Here is an 18295-nt window from a genome sequence, read left to right on the forward strand (position 1 = left end):
GTCGGGGCGGTGGCGGGCTCCGCCCGGCGCATCGTCTGCTTCGGAGACGTCATCGACGACATCGTCGTCGTGCCCCGCGGTCCCATCCGGGACGACACCGACACCCCGTCGAGGATCGAGCAGAGCCCCGGCGGCTCGGCCGCCAACACCGCGGCGTGGCTCGGGCACCTCGGCGCACCCGTCGACTTCGTGGGCATCGTCGGTCGCGGCGATGCGACCCGGCACGCCGACCGGCTGCCCGGGGTCGAGGTGCACCTCGCCGAGCATCCCGAGCTGCCGACGGGCACGATCGTCGTTCTCGTCGACGGGCAGCGCCGGCACATGCTCACCGAGCGGGGCGCCAACGCCGCCCTCACCGGCGAGCACGTGACGGATGCCCTGCTCGCCCACGCCGGAGTGCTGCACTTCACCGGTCACACCCTCCTCAACGGCCCGGGCATCCCGCAGCTCGTAGACCGCGCCCGATCCGCGGGCGTCGACGTGTCGGTCTCGCCCGGTTCGGCCGGCTTCATCGCCGACTACGGGGTCGAGGAGTTCTCTCGAGCCATCGCGGGGGCGACGATCGTGTTCGCGAGCCTCGACGAGGGCCGGCTGCTCACCGGGCTCGAATCGCCCGAAGAGGTCGCCGCGGCCCTGCCGTTCGACCACGTCGTGCTCACCCTCGGCACCGACGGCGTCATCGTGTCGCTCGGCGGCTCGTCGTTCGCGGTGCCCGCGGTGCTCGTCGACGTCGTCGACCCGACGGGAGCGGGCGACGCGTTCTGCGCCGGCTACCTTGCCGAGTGGACGCGGTCTCGGGATGCCCGTGCTGCCGCGGTCGCAGGAACCGAGGTGGCGGCGCGCGCCGTGGGCGCCATGGGCGCCCGGCCCTAGCCGCGGGACGCAGCCGCCGCCTTCACCGCCTCGTACGCGTCGAGCGCCTCCTGCCGAGAGCGAGCGAGGTCGACGATCGGGTCGGGGTAGTCGGGCGTGCCGTACTCGGGCACCCACCGCCGGATGTACTCCGCGTCCGGGTCGAACTTCTTCGCCTGCAGCTCCGGGTTGAACACGCGGAAGTAGGGCGCGGCATCCGCCCCCGACCCGGCGACCCACTGCCAGCTCGCGGGGTTGTTGGCCTCGTCGGCGTCGACGAGGGTGTCCCAGAACCACTCCTCGCCCACCCGCCAGTCGACGAGGAGGTTCTTGATGAGGAAGCTCGCGACGACCATCCGCACGCGGTTGTGCATGTAGCCGGTGTGCCAGAGCTCGCGCATCCCCGCGTCGACGAGCGGGATGCCGGTACGCCCGTGCCGCCAGGCGGCGAGCACCTCGTCGCCGGGGTGCCCCCAGCCGAACGCATCGAACGCGGGGCGGAAGTTCTCGGTCGCGAGCCGCGGCCAGTGGAACAGGATGTGCCAGCTGAACTCGCGCCAGCCCACCTCGCTGAGGAACTTGGCCGAGTTCGCCGACACCCCGTGCACGCGATCCCACACCTGGAAGGGGCTGACCTCGCCGAAGCGCAGGTGGGGGCTGAGCCGACTGGTGGCCTCGACGGCGGGCTCGTCACGGCGGTGGTACCGCGAGAGGGCGCCGCCCATGAACGCGTCGAGGCGGTCGTGCGCGCCGCGCTCGCCGGGCGTCCAGGTGTCGCGCAAGCCGCCCGCCCAATCCGGCGTCGTCGGGAGCAGTCCCCAGCCGTCGAGCGATTCGCTCCCCGGGGCCCCGAGCACGGCGCCGAGGTCGGGCACGCCGAGCGGCTCGCGCACGCCGCCCCGCTCGAGGCACGCGCGCCAGAAGGGCGTGAACACCTTGTAGGGGCCGCCGTCACCGGTCTGCACCGTCCACGGCTCGAAGAGCAGGTTGGCCTGGAAGCTCTCCACCTCGACGCCGGCGTCCCGCAGCGACGTCTTAATCCGTGCGTCGATCTCGCGCGCGGCGGAGTAGCGACGGTTCCAGTACACGGCGGTGGCGCCGAGCTCGTCGACGAGGGCGGGGATGACCCGCTCCGCCGGGCCTCGACGCAGCACGAGCATCCCGTCCAGAGACGCGTCGAGCGCGGCGAGGGAGTGGTGGAGCCACCACCGGCTCGCGGAACCGATCGGCCGGATGCCCGGGCTCTCGTCGTCCAGTACGAACACCACGACGACCCCGTGGCCGCGGCTGACCGCCGCGGTGAGCGCCGGGTTGTCCGCGAGCCGCAGATCGTCCCGGAGCCAGACGAGGGTGGGGCCGGCCACTAGCCGTCCGTCACCGAGCGCCGCAGCTTATCGGTGAGTGCGGTGAGAGTGGCGAGTTCGTCGTCGGTCAGCACGTCCATGTGGCGGTGGATGGAGGTCGAGTGCGGGATCGCGACCTTGCGGAAGAGGGCGAAGCCCTCGTCGGTGAGGCAGACGATCGTGCCGCGGCCGTCACCGGGGTCGGCCTCTTTGCGCACCAGGCCGCGACCGGCGAGTCTGTCGACGAGCCGGCTGACGCTCGGCTGAGTGAGCAGCAGGTGCTTGTTGAGGTCGCGGATCCGCAGCGCGTGGTCGTCTTGGCGAGACAGATTGAAGAGCACGTCGTATTCGTTGAGGGAGAGCTCGTCGGGGAACTCGGACCCCAGCTGGCGGAGCACGGCGACCTGGGCGCGGAACAGCGCCTCCCAGGCGGCGACCGCCGCTGCCCTCTCACTCACACGACAACTCTATGCATTCGCACGGACATGCACGGTCGTGTCGGGGGAGCGGTAACGGGCGCGAGATTCTGGATGGCAGGTGCCGTTAACAGGATTGAGGGTCGGTTCCAGAGGCTTGGAACCGACCCTCTCCCTTGCACCAAGAGTGTCCTGCAATCACATTCCGCTGAAGCTGCCACAGCAAACAACTTCTGCTCTAGAAATGTATAACGGAACGGTAACGCTGTCTAGTTATCGAAACGTTATTTTTCTGTGAGTTTGCTCAGGGCCGCGAACCGTCGATGCGCGAAGAGAGTGCCCCCGGCGAGGAGCAGGAGAATCCCGCCCGCCAGAACGGGCAGGGATGGGGATGCCCCGGTCGCAGCAAGCTCGGGAGACGGGATCGGGGACGGCGGTTGCTCCCCCTCTTCCCCTCCCAACGAGCCCCCGTGAAGAACGAGGGGGAGTCCCGCGAAGGTCGGTGCGCTGCTGGTGAGCGCATAGATCACTGTCTCTCGAGTAGCCGCGGCACCGAAAGCGACGGCAACGCGAAGGACGGCGGGCGGATCGGCCGCTGGCTCGTCCTGAGGGATCGTGCATCCCACCATCACCTGGGTGGTGCTCGCCGGACTGCTCGCCGGGGAGAAGGGTCCCTCGCCGATGCTGCAGCCGATCGACACGGAGATGTTCTCGATCTCGACCGTGGTTCTCGTCGAGTCGACGGTGACCCCGGCGGGCAGTGCCAGCACGAGCGCCGCCGTTCCGGCTCGCAACTCGCTCGTCGACAGTTCGTACTCGATGATCACTGTCCTACCGCGACGCGGTTCGTCATCGGCCAGAGGTCCCCCGTCGTCGGCGGTGACGGCTGCGCTCGTCGCGTTGGTGGTCGGGTAGACCCACAGCGGCTCGACCCAATCGACGGCAGCCGCCGGCGTGGCGAGGATCAGGGTCGCGGCGATCGCGGCCGCGAGTCCGGAGAGAGCGAGGACCGGGCGCACTCGAGGCATGCGACGAGCCTACCGAGACGCGAACCTGTTGGGCACCGCGGGTCGCGGGGGTCGACTCGCGGCCCGCGAGGAGCGGAGCAGCGATCGGATGATCGACCCCCGCGCCACTGCGGGGAGGGTGGGGGCGGCCCGAACCGCCCCCACCCGACTCCAGTCACGACCCTGACCGGGTGAGGCCCTTGGGGGATCGGCCTCACACAAGGTGAGTACGGATGTCGCGTTCTATGACGCGCTGGCTCAGAAGAAGTCGGGACTCGGCGTGGAGGCCTGGCGGATCGAGACATCCGCGTGGCGGTCGAAGCGGTAGCCGACCCCGCGCACGGTGCGCACGATGTCCTCGTAGTCGCCGAGCTTGGCGCGCAGGCGGCGCACGTGAACGTCGATCGTGCGCTCGTTGGGGATCTCGTCGTCGCCCGCCGACCACAGCGACGCGATGATCTCCGCGCGCTCGATCGTGCGGCCCTCGCGCAGAACGAGGTACTGGAGCAGCTCGAACTCCTTGTAGGTCAGGGCCGCGGGGTCGCCGTCGAGCACGACGCGCTTGCGCGAGATGTCGATCACGACGCCGGTGCGGTGCTTCGGGGAGGGCGCCTCCTCGGTGTGCCGATGCTGGGCGAGGGCAGCCGGGTCCTGGAGGGCGAGCCGCACGACGTCGACGTCGCGGCCACCCGCGCCGACGGGCGCAAGGGCGACGGCCGCGTAGGTCTCGGCGGCCGGAGCGAGGTCGCCCACGAGGGCCTTGAGCTGCTCGACGAGAGCGCCGAGGTCGGTGCCCGCGGCGGCGGCCTTCGCCTCGTCGATGCCGACATAGAGCACGAAGCCGCGCGCCTCGGTGCCGGTGGGAACGGCGCGGAGACGACGGGAATCGCCGGGCTGGGACGGGGCAGGCGCGGGCGCGGGCGCGGGGGAGACGGGAGCGAGCGGGGCGCGGTCGATGGTAGCGAGAGACATGTGTCCTGTGTCCTTTGAGACTCTGGGTGAAGGGCCCCGCGATGATGGGGTGGTGATCCTTCGGGTACTGCTGGAGGTGCGGTTCAGGCCGTTATGAGGGCTGCTGGACCGGAGTCACGTCGACGTGTGACTGGCGAGAAAGCCGATTACGCACACATTCGACAACACATGGACGCGCGGGAACCGATCACCTCAGGGGTGGTCAGGGCATACGCGCGAACAGTCATGCCAGAACTATGCCACAGCTCGCGCGGGCAGACAAGCGGGATGCCCGTCATGAAGTCGCTCCCCGCGGCTCCCCTCAGGCAGATGGTTCCGCAACGATCAGGAGTACCCCGTGACCGCAGAAGTCCTTTCGTCCGTGGTGGCCTACTGCCTCGCCCCGTTCGCCGCCGTGACGCTCGTCGCGGCCGGGCTCGCGGCGAGGATGCATCCGCCGCTCATCCCTCTCGGCGACCTCTCCATCCTCGGCCGCAGGTTCGTCTGGGCCGTGGGGGCGACCGCGGGGGCGGTCGTCATCCTGGTGAGCGCCACGATCGAGCAGTACCTCGGCGCCGTATCCGTCACCGCCGAGGCCGCAGAACTGCCTCAGGCCCTCGTGACCCTCGCGTTCTGGTTCGGCGGTGCGTTCGGCACGATCCTGCTCGGCACCGACATGATCCGCTTGGGCCGGAGACGTCGATCGAACTGTCTCGACGCCGCCCTTCATCGCCTGCCGGTGCCGCCCGGTCGCGCTCGACGGGCACTCCGGTGGGTGCTCAGGACGTCGATCGCCTCATCCGTCTGGATCGTCATCGCGACGTACGTCGTACTTCCCTTGCTCGCCCTCGAGCTGGTCTGGGTGCTGCTGTTCGGGCGGCTCTACACCGTGCCGTAGAGCCGGTCGCCCGCGTCGCCGAGGCCCGGCACGATGTAGCCGACCTCGTTGAGCTTCTCGTCGAGTGCCCCGAGCACGATCGTCACCTCGCGGCCCTCGGTCGCCTTCTCGACGGCGGCGAGGCCCTCGGGTGCTCCGAGCAGGCACACGGCCGTGACATCCACCGCCCCTCGGTCGAAGAGGTAGTCGATCGCCGCGATGAGCGAACCTCCGGTGGCGAGCATCGGGTCGAGCACGAAGCACTGGCGGTTCGAGAGGTCGTCGGGCAGCCGCTCCGCGTAGATGTCGGGCTGCAGCGTCTCCTCGTTGCGCACCATTCCGAGGAAACCCACCTCGGCGGTCGGCACGAGCTTGACCATGCCCTCGAGCATCCCGAGTCCGGCGCGCAGGATCGGCACCACGAGCGGCTTCGGGTCGCTGATCGCAAGTCCGGTCGTCTCGGCGACGGGGGTCTGGATCGTCACCTCGGTGGTGCGCACGCCGCGGGTCGCCTCGTAGGCGAGGAGTGTGACGAGCTCCTCGGCGAGGGCGCGGAAGGTCGGGGAGGGCGTGTTCTTGTCGCGGAGCACCGTGAGCTTGTGGGTGATGAGCGGGTGGTCGGCAACGTGGACTCGCATAGGCTCAATCTACTGTGAACCGCTACGAAGAGTGGATGCTCTCCGCCCTCGCAGAGGCGAGGCTCGCGCTCGGCACCGGGGACGTGCCCGTGGGCGCCGTCGTCGTCGACGACGCCGGTCGCGCGGTCGGCGCGGGACGGAACCTGCGCGAGCACACCGGCGACCCGACCGCCCACGCGGAGGTCGTCGCGATCCGGGAGGCCGCGGCATCCGTCGGGTCGTGGCGGCTCGACGGGCTCACGCTCGTCGTCACGCTCGAGCCGTGTGTGATGTGCGCGGGCGCGGTGCTGCAGTCGCGCATCACGCGCGTGGTCTTCGGCGCGTGGGACGAGAAGGCGGGGGCCGCCGGGAGCGTGCACGACGTGCTGCGCGACCGACGGCTGCCCCACCGCGTCGAGGTGATCGGGGGAGTGCTCGAGCGCGAGTGCGCCGAGCTGCTCACCGGCTTCTTCGACGGCAAGCGCTGACCCTCAGCGGACGCTACCGCCAGAACACCGCCACGAGCACGTTGATGAGGGCGAGGCCGCCGGCCGCGTGGAAGAACGGCTTGATGCGGCCCCCGCGGCGCTGCGCCACGAAGGCGCCGATCGCGGCGGCGAGCACAGCGACCGCGATGATCGCCTTCGTCGCGATCTTCGCGTAGTTGAGATCGACGTCGGCGGCTTCGGCGAGACCGACGAGAGCGAGGCCGGAGACGACCTGGACGATCGCGCCGATGAGCACCGGCAGTACGGCGAAGTCGGACTGCTTGCGCATCTGGACGAGGAACGTGCCTACGATGACAGCCATGCCGAGAAGGTGGGCGGCGAGCAGGACCGAGTGGAGGATGACCATGCCTCCATGCTGGCCACCTGCGGGCCGCTCGTCCAGACAGGCTGCCCTAACCCTGCGCTCCGGGTGCGGCTAGTCGGCGCCCTTGATGACGATCGTGTCCGTCGCCGGGGTGGCCGCGCCCGGGGCCTGGTAGACGTCGGGCTCCAGGTAGATCACGCGCGCGGCGGGCACGGCGGCACGGATCGCGGACTCGACCGCGTCGATGCTGTGCGCGACATCCGCGAGCTTCGCTTTTGCGGCGAAGGCGATCTTCGCGGCGACCAGCAACTCGTCCGGGCCCAGGTAGAGGGTCTTCATGTGGATGAGGGCCTCGACGTCGGGGTGCGCGTTGATGGCGTCGCGGATGCGCGCGTCATCCTCGTCCGTCGCGCCTTCGCCCACGAGCAGGCTCTTGGTCTCGATGCCGAGCACGATGGCGACGACGACGAGCAGAACGCCGATGAAGAGCGTGCCGATGGCATCGAACAGGCCGTTGTGGGTGATGACGGTGAGGCCCACGCCGAGCAGGGCGAAGACGAGGCCGAGCAGGGCCGCGACATCCTCGAGCAGCACGACCGGGAGCTCGGGCTGCTTGGCCCGGCGAACGAACGCGATCCAGCTCAGCTTGCCGCGCGTGCGGTTCGACTCCTTGACGGCGGTGCGCAGCGAGAACGACTCGAGCCCGATGGCGATGAGGAGCACGACGATCGGGATCCACCAGTTCTCGAGCGGGTGCGGGTTCGACAGCTTCTCGACGCCCTCGTAGATGGAGAACACACCACCCACGGAGAAGAGGATGATCGCGACCACGAACGCGTACACGTAGCGCTCGCGGCCGTAGCCGAACGGATGCTCCCTGTCGGCCTTGCGACGGGCGCGGCGACCCCCGAGCAGCAGCAGGAGCTGGTTGCCCGAATCCGCGAGCGAGTGCACGCCCTCGGCGAGCATCGCGCTCGATCCGGAGAAGAACGCGGCGACGAACTTCGTGACCGCGATCCCGGTGTTGGCGATGAGCGCCGCGATGACAGCCCTGGTCCCACCCTCTGTGCTCATGCGGTCAATCCTAGGATGGTGCCGTGACCACGCTGCCTTCCATCGCCATCATCGGAGCCGGAGCGATGGGCGGTGCGATCCTGTCGGGGTTGCTCGCGCCGGACGTCGTGGTGGAGGGGGGCATCCGGGTCACGAATCGCACGGAGGCGAAGGCGGCCCTCGTGCGCGGCCCGCTCGTGGAGTCGTTCGCCCTCGAGCACACCCCCGACGGCAACGAGCGCGCGGTCCGCGGTGCCCGGATCGTCCTCATCGGAGTCAAACCGGCGATGGTGCCCGAGACGCTCGCGTCCATCGCGGGCGCGCTCGAGCCGGACGCCCTCGTGATCAGCGTGGCCGCCGGCGTCACGACGCAGACCATGGAGTCGCTCGTGGCGAACCCGGTGCTGCGCGCCATGCCGAACACGCCCGCGATCGTCGGTCGGGCGGTCACCGGCCTCGCGGCTGGGGCGCGGGCCACGGAGGCTGACGTCGCCCTCGGCCGCGCGCTGTTCGAGACGGTCGGCACCGTGCTCGAGGTGCCGGAATCGCAGATCGACGCGCTCAGCACCGTGTCCGGCTCGGGGCCGGCCTACGTCTTCTACTTCGTCGAGGAGTTCACCGCGGCGGCCACCGGTCTCGGCTTCAGCCCGGAGGATGCGGGGATGCTCGTGCGCGAGACGTTCCTCGGCGCGATGCAGCTGCTCGCGTCATCCGGCGCCGACCCCGCCGAGCTCCGTCGGCAGGTGACGAGCCCGAAGGGGACCACCGAGCGGGCGGTCGCAGTGCTGCAGGATGCCGACCTCGAGGGCCTCTTCGCCCGGGCCACGGCGGCCGCGCTCGAGCGCGCGAAGGAGCTCGCCGCCGGCGCGTGACGAACTCGGGGCTCGCTCATAGCCGATCGATAGGACGGGCATCCACGATCACTCCTGGAAAGGAGTGCACCCGTGGCACAGAACAAGAACGAAGCGCCCGCGGCCGAGCCGGTCGTCGTGGCTGAGACGTCCGCGCCGGCCCCCGCGCCGGCCCCCGCGTCGGCCCCGAGGAGGAATGGTCTCGTGATCGGCGCGCTCATCGGCGGAGGCGCCCTGGTAGGAGGACTGCTGTTCGGGGGCGGGGTGCTGCTCGGCGCGAACCTCCCCTCGGGCGGGCCCGGGGGTTTCAGCGTCGACGGGCAGTTCCCCGGAGGCGGCCCCGGGCAGAACGGCTTCCCCGGTCAGGGTGACACCGAGCAGCCGTAGCGGTCGGGGCCAGCGCCGCCCCTAGCTCGCCAGAGAGGCGAACTTCTCGATGTCGAGCGAGTTGCCGCTCACGATCACGAGGTCGTGGTTGGAGATCACGGTCTCCGGGGTCGCGTAGGTGAAGTCCTGACCCGGGCTCTTCACGCCGACGACAGTGATGCCGTACTTCTTGCGCACTTGCGATTCGGCGAGCCTCATCCCGCGGATCGGCTTGGGCGGGTACATCTTCACGATGGCGAAGTCGTTCTCGAACTCGATGAAGTCGAGCATCCGGCCGCTCACCAGGTGGGCGACGCGCTCGCCGGCTTCCGCCTCCGGGTAGATGACGTGGTTGGCGCCGATGCGGGCGAGGATCTTGCCGTGCGACTGGCTGATCGCCTTCGCCCAGATCTGCGGGATCTTGAGGTCGACGAGGTTCGCGGTGATGAGCACGGACGCTTCGATGGATGACCCGACCGCGACAACAGCGATCTGGAAGTCCTGCGCTCCCACCTGCCGCAGTGCATCGATCGACCGGGCGTCGGCCTGGACTGCGTGCGTCACGCGCTCGGACCACTTCTGCACGAGCGCGAGGTCCTCGTCGATCGCGAGCACCTCGCGGTCGAGCCGCTGAAGCTGACCGGCGGTGGCGGCGCCGAACCGGCCGAGGCCGATCACGAGCACGGGCGCGTTGTGCGGGATCTTGTCAACCAACGATGGGCCTCTCTTCCGGTCGTCTGAACATCCTGGGGTGCTGGCTCGCCGCGAGGGCGGCCGCGAGCGTCACGGTTCCGATGCGCCCGAAGAACATAGTGAAGGCGAGAACGTACTGCGCGGACTCGGGCGCCGAGCCGGTGAAGCCGGTCGACAGTCCGCACGTCGCGAACGCGCTGATCACGTCGAAGAGCACGTGGTCGAGCGGCGCATCATCGGTGAGCAGGAGGATGAGGATGCTCGACGCCGCGACCGTCGTCGCGCCCCACAGCACGACGCTCACGCCGAGTCGCAGCACGTCGCTCGGGATGCGCCGGTCGTACGCCTCCATGTCGTCGTGGCCGCGCGCCTCCGCGAACGCCGCGAGGAACAGGATCGCGAGGGTCGTCACCTTGATGCCGCCCGCGGTGGAGGCGGACCCGCCGCCGATGAACATGAGCATGTCGGTGACGAGCAGGCTCGAGCCATCCAGCTGCCCGATGTCGATTGTGGAGAACCCGCCGGACCTCGCCATGGACGACAGGAAGAAGCTCTGCAGGATGCGCTGCCCCGGGTCGAGCTGGCCGAACGTCTTCGGGTTGTCGAACTCGAGGATGAAGTAGGCGAGCGCCCCGAGCACGAGCAGCAGGCCGAAGGTGAGGATGGTGAGCTTGACGTGCAGCGACCACTTGCGGGGCCGGCGCAGGTTCTTCGAGAGCACGTAGATCACGGGGAACCCGATCGCTCCCGCGATCACGCCCAGCATGATCGCGGACAGGAACCACACGTCGTCGGCATAGGGGGTGAGCCCCTCCGACGTCGGCAGGAAGCCGGTGTTCGTGAAGGCCATCGCTGAGATGTAGATCGACTGCCACGCGGCATCCAGCGCGGGGACGCCCTCGATGAGCATTCGCGGGAAGAGCAGCAGCGCGACGACGAGCTCGATGACGAGGGCGCTGATCGCGACGGTCAGGAGGAGGCTGCCGGTCTCCCCGAGCCGCACGGCCTGTCCCTCGGCGATAGGGCCCTTGCGGATGCGCAGCGGGTTCGCGTCCCCGGCGGCGAGGAGCTTCTGACGGAGTCCGAGCTTGCGGGAGATGACGAGGCCGAGGATGCTCGCGAGCGTCAGCACCCCGACGCCGCCGATCTCGACGCCGATGAAGATGATGGCGTGTCCGAACGGTGACCAGTAGGTGGCCATGTCGACGGTGGAGAGCCCGGTCACGCAAATGACGGAGACAGCCGTGAAGAGTGCGTCGACGAGGGGCGCGCGCTCGCCGGAGGTCGTCGCGATGGGCAGGGAGAAGAGGAGCGTGAAGACGAGGATGAGACCGGCGAAGATGACGATCGCGAAGCGGGCGGGGGTTGCGGCGACGAACCCGTCGATCCCGTCGCGAAGGCGCTCGTACAGCGTCGCCTTCGTGGTGGGCGCGGTGCGCATCCCCTACCGTCCTTCCTCGACAGGTGGCAATGGTACTCGCGGATGCCCGCCGGTAGCCTGATCCCATGGCCGACATCTTCGACGTGATCTCCGATGCGACCCGCCGCGATCTGCTGCACGCCCTGTGGCAGCGCTACGTCTCCGCCGAGTCCGAGACCGGCGAGATCAGTGTGGGCGATCTCGTCGACCAGTTGGGCATCAGCCAGCCGACCGTGTCCAAGCACTTGAAGGTGCTCCGAGACCACGGTCTCGTCACGGTCCGCGAGGACGGCCAGCACCGCTATTACCGCCTGGATGCGACGCCCCTCGAGGTCGTCGAGGACTGGCTCATCCCGTTCCTCAGCGCCGACTTCGACGACGAGCTCGACGCCGATGACGCCGGGGCGGCAACGGTGTTCTCGGCGTGGTCCGGCGCCGACGTGGGGGAGACGATCGGGCGCCGCGTGGCGGAGGGAGCGCACCAGGCGCGCTCCGTCGCCGAGCAGGTGAGCCGTCGCATCCCAGTGCTCCGGCGTCGTCCGTTCCGTCGCTGAATCGGGCTCATCGCGGGGCTGGACAGCGGGTAACACTAGCCCCTAGTGTTACCGATTAGCACTCCAGTCACAGGAGTATTCCGCTGAGAGGATCCCGGCCCGATGTCTGACCTGTCCGACGTGCGTTTCCTCACGGTCGCCGAGGTGGCCGAGATGATGCGCGTCTCCAACATGACGGTCTACCGACTCGTGCATTCCGGAGACCTCCCGGCGGTGCGCTTCGGCCGGTCCTTCCGCATCCCCGAGTCCGCGGTCGCGGCGGCCATTCAGCCGCCGATCGCCGACGTCGGCTGATCTGCGGTAGAATCGGACCTTGTTGTTTCCGCGGTTCTGACACGAACCGTCTGTTGTTCGTTCAGAACTGTCGAGGGTAACCATGGGTTCAGTCATCAAGAAGCGCCGCAAGCGGATGGCCAAGAAGAAGCACCGCAAGCTGCTGCGCAAGACGCGTCACCAGCGTCGCAACAAGAAGTAACTCCTACTTCTCGCGCTTGAGGCGCCTCTGCGCTTCCCGGATGCTCGACCGCTTGAGCGGCAGCACCTCCCAGCCCTGCTCGCGCGCGTGCGCGAGCAGCTTGGCGTCCGGGTTCACCACGACGCGGTTGCCCACCATCGTGAGCAGCGGGATGTCGTTGCTCGAGTCGGAGTAGGCCCAGCACTCGGCGAGGCTCGCGCCGCGGGCATCCGCGAACTGCCGGGCGACGACCGCTTTCTCGTCGCCGTGCAGCACGTGCCCGTCGAGGGCGCCGGTGAACACGCCGTCGAGCGCCTCCACCTTCGTGCCGATCGACCCGGTGAGCCCGAGCCGTGACGAGATCACGTCGGCCACGAGCTGCGGGGTCGCCGTGACGAGCCACACCTCGTGGCCCTTCGCGAGGTGCTCCTTCGTGAGCGCGACCGTCTCCGGCCACAGGTTGGGGGCGATGTCCCGGTCGTAGATGTCGTGGGCGAGGGCGATGAGGCCCTCCTCGGTGTGCCCGCTCACGAGCCCGAGCGCGCGCTCCTTCGCCTCGGCGAGGTGGCTGCGGTTCTCGCCCACCGCGAGGAAGCGGAACTGGTGCCACGCGAAGACCGCGATGTCCCGGAAGGAGATGAGGCCGCGCCGCCACGCCTCCCGGCCCACGTAGAAGACGCTCGCGCCGCGCATGAGGGTGTTGTCCACATCGAAGAACGCGAGCACGGGGGTCTCGCTGGTTCGGTGCGGCGCTGCGTCGGGCATCGCCCTCCAGTCTGGCAGATAGTGTGGAGGCGTGCCCCCCGTGCGTGTGACCCTGCTGAGCAAGCCGGGGTGCCACTTGTGCGACGACGCGCGGGATGCGGTGGCCGGCGTTCTCGCCGAGACCGGGGTCGAGGCATCCGTCGAGGAGCTCAACATCCTCGAGGACGAGGCGCTCAACGCCCGCTACTGGGACGAGATCCCCGTGGTGCTCATCGACGACCGCGTGCACACCATCTGGCGCGTCGACCCCGCGCGACTGGCCACAGCACTGCAGGAGGCAGCCCGGTGATCAAGCACATCGTGACGTGGAAGCTCTCGGCGGAGGACGCCGCGGGCAAGGCCGAGTCGGCCGCGGTCATCAAGTCCGAGCTCGAGGGGCTCGTGGGCGTCATCGACGAGATCGTCTCTCTCGAGGTTCGCGCGAACGAGGCATACGCGGACGTCAACTGGGACGTCGTGCTCATCGCCGAGTACGAGTCGCTCGCCGGACTCGACGCCTACCAGGTTCACCCCGCCCACCAGGCGGCCGCGGCGATCGTGCGGCAGCATGTCGCTGCTCGCGCCTCCGTCGACTTCGAGGTCTAGAGGGGACTTCGAGGTCTAGAGCGCCTCGCGCGCGGGCAGATCGATCGGTCCGGTGAGGTTCTTCTTGATCGCGTCGCGTTCGGCGCTCAGGGATGCCCGGGTCGAGTCATCCAGAGTCTCCATGCCTGTGAAGGGGTTGCCGAGCCCGCTCTTGGCCTGCACCGCGGCGGCGTAGGCGTCCGCCGCGGCGGCGACCTTCGCGCTCGCGCGCTGCGACTTCTTGAGCGACACAGCGGAGCCGCCGACGACCTCGGCGTGCTTCTTGAGCGCCTTCTTCAGATCCTTGAGTGCGGCGTCGATCTTCTTGGACATGGGTCCATCCTGCCCCAGCTTCGGTTAACTGCCGCTGGGAGATCAGCTCTCGTCGACGACGGTGGCGTCGGCGGCGTTCTTGCGGACCGACTCGATGCCGTTCTTCGCGCCGTCCTTCGAGGCGTAGCCCTCCGACATGGCGATGATCTCGCCGTTGCCGGCCTTGAGGACGAAGCGGAACTCGCCCTTCTTGTCCTTCGAGATGACGAACTTCCCGGCCATGGATCGGCCCCTTTCAGACGTGCGGTATCTGTCAGGGTCAGCCTAGGGGGATGCTCCGGCGCGCCGCTAGGGCGTGTGGGCTACGGAGTCAGGCGCGTCGGCCCGCGGAACAGGTACGTCGTCTCGCGCAGGTTCGGCAGGTGCAGCATGAGCATGAGCACTCGCGAGAGACCCATGCCGAAGCCACCGTGCGGCGGGGCGCCGAAGCGGAAGAAGTCGAGGTAGAACTCGAGCTCCTCCGGCTCGAGGCCCTTGTCCTTGGCCTGCTCGATGAGCACGTCGACGCGGTGCTCGCGCTGGGCCCCGGTGGAGATCTCGACTCCGTTGAACACGAGGTCGTAGCTGTTCGTGAGGCCCGGGTCATCCGCGTGCCGCATGTGGTAGAACGGCCGGATGCTCGACGCGTAGTCCGTGAGGAAGACGAACTCGTGGCCGAAGGTCTCCTTGACGTAGGCCGCGATCTGGCGCTCGCCCTCCGGGTCCATGTCGGCGTCGTTGCGCGGCACCGTGTAGCCGCGCTCCGCGACGATGCGCTTCGCCTCGGCGAGCGGGATGCGCGGGAACGGCGTGGTCGGCACGGTGACCTCCACGCCGAACGCGGCGAGGATCTCCTCCCCGTGCTTCTCCTTCACGGCGGTGAACCCGGCGACGATGAGCTCCTCGTGGAGTCGCATGACGTCTTCGTGGGAGTCGATCCAGCTGATCTCCGCATCGACGCTCGTGAACTCCGTCGCGTGACGGCTCGTGAAGCTCGGGTCGGCGCGGAACGCCGGAGCGATCTCGAACACCTTGCCGAAGCCGGCGGGCTGGGCCATCTGCTTGAAGAACTGCGGGCTCTGCGCGAGGTACGCCTTGCCCTCGAAGTACTCGACCTCAAAGAGCTCCGCCTTCGACTCGCTCGCGCTCGCCATCAGCTTGGGGGTGTGGATCTCGATGAAGTCGTGCTCGACCCAGTAGGTGCGCCAGGCGTGCTCGAGGGTGGTCTGCACGCGGAAGATGAGGTTGTTCTTCGGCTGGCGCAGGTCGAGGAAGCGCCAGTCCATGCGCTTGTCGACGCCCGTGTCGTCCGCGATCGGGGTCTCGGGGTTGGCGGCGGCAGCGATCGCGATGTCGTCGAGCTTGATCTCGACGCCGCCGAGCTTCACGCGTTCGTCGTGCTTGAGCTCGCCGGTGGCGGTGAGGAAGGTGCCCACACTCAAGCTGGAAATCACGTCCGCAAGTGGATCCTCGCTCGCAAGCTCGCTCGGCGCTGGCGTCGCGGGATCGCTTTGCGATCCTCCTAGCTCCAGCGCGCGCGGATGCACGAGCTGAACCGCCCCGGACTCGTCGCGCAGCACGACGAACTGCACCTTCTTCTGGTCGCGCACCGTATCGACCCAGCCGGAGACGGAGACGGGTCCGTCGGTCGCGGCGGCCAGGTTCTTGATGAGGGTGCGTTCAGTCACCCCAGAAGTGTAGTTCGGCGCTAGGAGACGGCGCGCATGGGCTGCAGCTCGGGCTCCCAGCGCAGTCCCCAGCCGACGAGCGGCTGGAGCGCCTGCATGAGGTCGGCGCCGCGCTCGGTGAGGGTGTAGCGGATCTGGACCGGCGTCGTAGGGATGACCTCGCGGTCGATGAGCCGGTTGCGCTCGAGCTCCTTGAGGCGCTGGGAGAGCAGCCGGTCGGAGAGGCCTTCGACGCGGGCGAGGATCTCGCTGAAACGGTGCGAGCCGAGGTTGATGGCCATGAGGATGGCAGGGCTCCAGCGCTTGCCGACCAGCTCGAAGGAGTCCTGGAAGCGGCGGCACTGCTCGTCGTAGATGTGGTCGATCTTCAGAGTCACTTACCTATTGTAAGTGACTTACCGGGTGATTGAGGTCCGTGTTCTCGCGGAGGATGCTGGGGAGCATGCCAGATTACGGACACGCGCTTCAGTTCGGCACGTTCATCACCCCCACGAATGCGGCGCCTCAGCAGCCTGTCGCCCTCGCCCAGCTCACCGAGCAGCTCGGCCTCGACCTCGTCACATTTCAAGACCACCCTTACCAGCCGGCCTTCCTCGACACCTGGACCCTGATGTCCTGGGTCGCGGCGAGCACGGAGCGAGTGCACATCTCCGGGAATGTGCTCAACCTGCCGCTGCGGCAGCCGGCCGTACTGGCTCGCGCCGTGGCATCCCTCGACCTGCTCTCGGGCGGGCGCATCGAACTCGGGCTGGGGGCCGGCGCCTTCTGGGACGCCATCGGGGCGATGGGCGAGCCGCGGCTGACCATCGGAGAGGGGGTCACCGCGCTCGGCGAGGCGATCGACGTCATCCGGGGCATCTGGGATGCCGGGAACCGAACGCCGCTGCGCACCGACGGCCAGTTCCACGCGGTCAACGGGGCCAAGCGCGGTCCCGCTCCCGCCCACGACGTGCCGATCTGGCTCGGCGCGTACAAGCCGAGGATGCAGCGCCTCATCGGTGCGAAGGCCGACGGCTGGCTCCCCTCGCTGCCCTACCTTCAGCCGGGCGACCTCGAGGCGGGCAACGAGCGGATCGACGCCGCCGCGGTGGAGGCGGGCCGGGACCCCCGAGAGATCCGGCGCCTTCTCAACCTCGGCAACTCCGCGAGCGCTGCGCAGCTCGTCGACCTCGCCCTCGAGCACGGCGTGAGCACGTTCATCCTCGGCAGCGACGACCCGGCGGCCATGGAGCGCTTCGCGGAGGTCGCGGCGGAAGTGCGCGAGCAGGTGGCGGCCGAGCGGGCATCCCGCGGCACAGAGCAGGGCCCGGTGCGCTCCCCGCAGGCTCTCGCGAAGCGCCGCCCCGGCATCGACTACGACGGACTGCCAGCGTCGCTCGCGGAGGACGCGGTAGAACCGGGCGACTCGCGCTACTCGCGGGTGCAGAACAACTACATGCGCGGCGGCGACCCCGGCCTCGTGCTGCGCCCGGCGACGGTGGAGCAGGTGCAGGACGCCGTGCTCTTCGCCGCGCGGCACCGCGACGTCCCCTTCGGCGTGCGCAGCGGCGGACACGGCGTCAGCGGCCGGTCGACCAACGACGGCGGCATCGTCCTCGACCTCGGCAGGCTGAACCGCATCGAGGTGATCGACGAGGATGCCCGGCTCGTGCGCATCGGACCGGGCGCGCGCTGGGGCGAGGTCGCCCGCGCGCTCGAGCCGCACGGCTGGGCGATCAGCTCGGGCGACTACGGGGGAGTGGGTGTCGGCGGCCTCGCGACCGCGGGCGGCGTCGGGTTCCTCGGCCGCGAGCACGGCCTCACGATCGATCACGTGCGCGCCGTCGAGCTCGTTCTCGCCGACGGGTCGGCGGTGCGGGCATCCGCGACCGAGAACGCGGACCTGTTCTGGGCGGTCCGTGGTGCCGGGGCGGCGATCGGCGTGGTGACGTCGTTCGAATTCGAGGCCGCGGAGGTCGGCGATATCGGGTGGGTGCAGCTCGCCTACGACGCGAGCGACCTGGAGGCCTTTCTCGAGAACTGGGGGGATGCCCAGGAGAACGCGCCGCGCGATGTCACGACCTTCATCCTGATCGGTCGCCCGAGCCCGGGGCAGCCGACGGTCGCGCAGCTCTACGGCGTCGTCGACAGCTCCGACCCCGACACGATCATCGAACGGCTGCAGCCGTTCGCCCAGATCGCCCCGCTCGTGCAGCAGCAGGTGCAGCTCGTGCCGTACGCGCAGGTCATGGCGAACGCGCAGCCCGGCGACCACCAGGGCCGCGGTGAGCCCCTCGCCCGATCGGGCCTCCTGCAGAGCGTGACGCCGGCAGCGGCATCCGATCTCGCCGACTTCATCCGTGGCGGCGCCCCGTACTTCTTCCAGGTGCGCGCGGTCGGCGGCGCGGTCGGCGACGTCGACGAGGATGCCACGGCCTACTCGCATCGCGAGGCGAACTTCGCCCTCACGGCCCTCGGTTCCAGCCGCGCGGCCCTCGACGCGGCATGGGACACGCTCGTCGGACCGCACACGGAGGGGATGTACTGGAGCTTCAACTCGGACGCCCGACCCGAGCGGGTCGCGGAGGCGTTCCCGCCCGCGACCCTCGCGAGGCTGCTCGCCCTGAAGGCCCGGGTCGACCCGACGGGGCTGTTCCGGGACAACCTCGTGCTCACGCCGGAGCTCGCGGAGGCGCCCGGTTTCGACGCCGCGTAGAATT

Annotated in this window: 25 protein-coding genes; 11 read left to right on the top strand and 14 right to left on the bottom strand. The window is 69.3% G+C overall.

The window, feature by feature from the left end; all coding sequences use genetic code 11:
* The first annotated feature begins 9 nt into the window (after positions 1–9).
* Positions 10–873 carry a carbohydrate kinase family protein gene (locus tag Q5716_RS01215; RefSeq protein ID WP_305001267.1) on the top strand — a complete coding sequence of 288 codons (864 nt, stop codon included), beginning with the start codon at positions 10–12 and terminating at the stop codon, positions 871–873.
* On the opposite strand, the gene Q5716_RS01220 is transcribed toward Q5716_RS01215, so the two are convergent.
* The 4 genes from Q5716_RS01220 to Q5716_RS01235 all read right to left on the bottom strand — a co-directional run bounded on the left by Q5716_RS01220 (position 870) and on the right by Q5716_RS01235 (position 4590).
* Positions 870–2216 carry a cryptochrome/photolyase family protein gene (locus tag Q5716_RS01220; RefSeq protein WP_305001268.1) on the bottom strand — a complete coding sequence of 449 codons (1347 nt, stop codon included), beginning with the start codon at positions 2214–2216 and terminating at the stop codon, positions 870–872. The genes Q5716_RS01215 and Q5716_RS01220 overlap by 4 nt on opposite strands.
* Positions 2216–2653 carry a MarR family winged helix-turn-helix transcriptional regulator gene (locus tag Q5716_RS01225; protein ID WP_305001269.1) on the bottom strand — a complete coding sequence of 146 codons (438 nt, stop codon included), beginning with the start codon at positions 2651–2653 and terminating at the stop codon, positions 2216–2218. The genes Q5716_RS01220 and Q5716_RS01225 overlap by 1 nt, the downstream gene beginning before the upstream one ends.
* 242 nt (positions 2654–2895) lie before the next feature.
* A complete protein-coding gene (locus Q5716_RS01230; RefSeq protein ID WP_305001270.1) occupies positions 2896–3639 on the bottom strand; it encodes an LPXTG cell wall anchor domain-containing protein in 744 nt (247 codons plus the stop codon).
* A 237-nt stretch (positions 3640–3876) separates the two neighbouring features.
* Entirely contained in the window at positions 3877–4590 is a 714-nt protein-coding gene (locus tag Q5716_RS01235; protein ID WP_305001271.1) for a winged helix-turn-helix domain-containing protein, read from the bottom strand.
* A 337-nt stretch (positions 4591–4927) separates the two neighbouring features.
* Here Q5716_RS01235 and Q5716_RS01240 point away from each other — a divergent pair, with 337 nt between their 5' ends.
* Entirely contained in the window at positions 4928–5467 is a 540-nt protein-coding gene (locus Q5716_RS01240) for a hypothetical protein (protein ID WP_305001272.1), read from the top strand.
* Here Q5716_RS01240 and upp read toward each other — a convergent pair.
* Positions 5452–6084 carry a uracil phosphoribosyltransferase gene (gene upp / locus Q5716_RS01245; protein WP_305001273.1) on the bottom strand — a complete coding sequence of 211 codons (633 nt, stop codon included), beginning with the start codon at positions 6082–6084 and terminating at the stop codon, positions 5452–5454. The genes Q5716_RS01240 and upp overlap by 16 nt on opposite strands.
* Before the next feature lie 14 nt (positions 6085–6098).
* Here upp and tadA point away from each other — a divergent pair, with 14 nt between their 5' ends.
* Positions 6099–6551, top strand: coding sequence for a tRNA adenosine(34) deaminase TadA (gene tadA, locus Q5716_RS01250; protein WP_305001274.1), 453 nt, complete (start codon positions 6099–6101; stop codon positions 6549–6551).
* A 13-nt stretch (positions 6552–6564) separates the two neighbouring features.
* Here tadA and Q5716_RS01255 read toward each other — a convergent pair whose 3' ends face one another.
* Together Q5716_RS01255 and Q5716_RS01260 are read right to left on the bottom strand one after the other, a co-directional pair.
* A complete protein-coding gene (locus Q5716_RS01255; protein WP_305001275.1) occupies positions 6565–6918 on the bottom strand; it encodes a hypothetical protein in 354 nt (117 codons plus the stop codon).
* A 69-nt stretch (positions 6919–6987) separates the two neighbouring features.
* The gene (locus Q5716_RS01260; RefSeq protein WP_305001276.1) at positions 6988–7950 is read right to left on the bottom strand and encodes a cation diffusion facilitator family transporter; all 963 of its coding nucleotides are present in this window, start codon (positions 7948–7950) and stop codon (positions 6988–6990) included.
* A 23-nt stretch (positions 7951–7973) separates the two neighbouring features.
* Between Q5716_RS01260 and proC the strand changes: the two genes are divergently transcribed.
* Positions 7974–8801 (top strand): pyrroline-5-carboxylate reductase, encoded by an 828-nt coding sequence (proC, locus tag Q5716_RS01265; RefSeq protein WP_305001277.1) that lies wholly within the window; start codon positions 7974–7976, stop codon positions 8799–8801.
* A 72-nt stretch (positions 8802–8873) separates the two neighbouring features.
* Positions 8874–9167, top strand: coding sequence for a hypothetical protein (locus tag Q5716_RS01270; protein ID WP_305001278.1), 294 nt, complete (start codon positions 8874–8876; stop codon positions 9165–9167).
* Between the two features lie 21 nt (positions 9168–9188).
* On the opposite strand, the gene Q5716_RS01275 is transcribed toward Q5716_RS01270, so the two are convergent.
* Together Q5716_RS01275 and Q5716_RS01280 are read right to left on the bottom strand one after the other, a co-directional pair.
* Positions 9189–9860 carry a potassium channel family protein gene (locus Q5716_RS01275; RefSeq protein WP_305001279.1) on the bottom strand — a complete coding sequence of 224 codons (672 nt, stop codon included), beginning with the start codon at positions 9858–9860 and terminating at the stop codon, positions 9189–9191.
* The gene (locus Q5716_RS01280) at positions 9853–11280 is read right to left on the bottom strand and encodes a TrkH family potassium uptake protein (protein WP_305001280.1); all 1428 of its coding nucleotides are present in this window, start codon (positions 11278–11280) and stop codon (positions 9853–9855) included. The genes Q5716_RS01275 and Q5716_RS01280 overlap by 8 nt, the downstream gene beginning before the upstream one ends.
* 65 nt (positions 11281–11345) lie before the next feature.
* On the opposite strand from Q5716_RS01280, the gene Q5716_RS01285 reads away from it, so the two are divergent.
* The 3 genes from Q5716_RS01285 to Q5716_RS01295 all read left to right on the top strand — a co-directional run bounded on the left by Q5716_RS01285 (position 11346) and on the right by Q5716_RS01295 (position 12288).
* Positions 11346–11813 (top strand): ArsR/SmtB family transcription factor, encoded by a 468-nt coding sequence (locus tag Q5716_RS01285; protein WP_305001281.1) that lies wholly within the window; start codon positions 11346–11348, stop codon positions 11811–11813.
* A gap of 102 nt (positions 11814–11915) precedes the next feature.
* The gene (locus Q5716_RS01290; RefSeq protein WP_305001282.1) at positions 11916–12107 is read left to right on the top strand and encodes a helix-turn-helix domain-containing protein; all 192 of its coding nucleotides are present in this window, start codon (positions 11916–11918) and stop codon (positions 12105–12107) included.
* Between the two features lie 82 nt (positions 12108–12189).
* Positions 12190–12288 (top strand): 30S ribosomal protein bS22, encoded by a 99-nt coding sequence (locus Q5716_RS01295; protein ID WP_003792170.1) that lies wholly within the window; start codon positions 12190–12192, stop codon positions 12286–12288.
* A 3-nt stretch (positions 12289–12291) separates the two neighbouring features.
* Here Q5716_RS01295 and Q5716_RS01300 read toward each other — a convergent pair whose 3' ends face one another.
* A complete protein-coding gene (locus Q5716_RS01300) occupies positions 12292–13032 on the bottom strand; it encodes an HAD family hydrolase (RefSeq protein WP_305001283.1) in 741 nt (246 codons plus the stop codon).
* 31 nt (positions 13033–13063) lie between these two features.
* Here Q5716_RS01300 and Q5716_RS01305 point away from each other — a divergent pair, with 31 nt between their 5' ends.
* On the top strand, positions 13064–13321 hold the full coding sequence (locus tag Q5716_RS01305) for a glutaredoxin family protein (protein ID WP_305001284.1): 258 nt from the start codon (positions 13064–13066) through the stop codon (positions 13319–13321).
* Positions 13318–13617, top strand: a complete 300-nt coding sequence (locus tag Q5716_RS01310) for a Dabb family protein (RefSeq protein ID WP_305001285.1) — start codon at positions 13318–13320, stop codon at positions 13615–13617. Before Q5716_RS01305 ends, Q5716_RS01310 begins: the two co-directional genes overlap by 4 nt.
* A 15-nt stretch (positions 13618–13632) precedes the next feature.
* On the opposite strand, the gene Q5716_RS01315 is transcribed toward Q5716_RS01310, so the two are convergent.
* From Q5716_RS01315 to Q5716_RS01330, 4 genes are all read right to left on the bottom strand, one after another.
* Positions 13633–13929, bottom strand: a complete 297-nt coding sequence (locus Q5716_RS01315) for a hypothetical protein (RefSeq protein ID WP_305001286.1) — start codon at positions 13927–13929, stop codon at positions 13633–13635.
* 42 nt (positions 13930–13971) lie between these two features.
* Entirely contained in the window at positions 13972–14151 is a 180-nt protein-coding gene (locus Q5716_RS01320) for a YegP family protein (protein ID WP_305001287.1), read from the bottom strand.
* A gap of 80 nt (positions 14152–14231) precedes the next feature.
* Entirely contained in the window at positions 14232–15596 is a 1365-nt protein-coding gene (gene aspS / locus Q5716_RS01325) for an aspartate--tRNA(Asn) ligase (protein ID WP_305001288.1), read from the bottom strand.
* A gap of 20 nt (positions 15597–15616) precedes the next feature.
* A complete protein-coding gene (locus tag Q5716_RS01330) occupies positions 15617–15973 on the bottom strand; it encodes a winged helix-turn-helix transcriptional regulator (RefSeq protein ID WP_305001289.1) in 357 nt (118 codons plus the stop codon).
* A gap of 65 nt (positions 15974–16038) precedes the next feature.
* Between Q5716_RS01330 and Q5716_RS01335 the strand changes: the two genes are divergently transcribed.
* On the top strand, positions 16039–18291 hold the full coding sequence (locus tag Q5716_RS01335) for an LLM class flavin-dependent oxidoreductase (RefSeq protein ID WP_305001290.1): 2253 nt from the start codon (positions 16039–16041) through the stop codon (positions 18289–18291).
* Positions 18292–18295 lie beyond the last annotated feature (4 nt).

Source organism: Antiquaquibacter soli (genome assembly GCF_030580675.1).
In the GTDB taxonomy this organism is placed as follows: domain Bacteria; phylum Actinomycetota; class Actinomycetes; order Actinomycetales; family Microbacteriaceae; genus Rhodoglobus; species Rhodoglobus soli.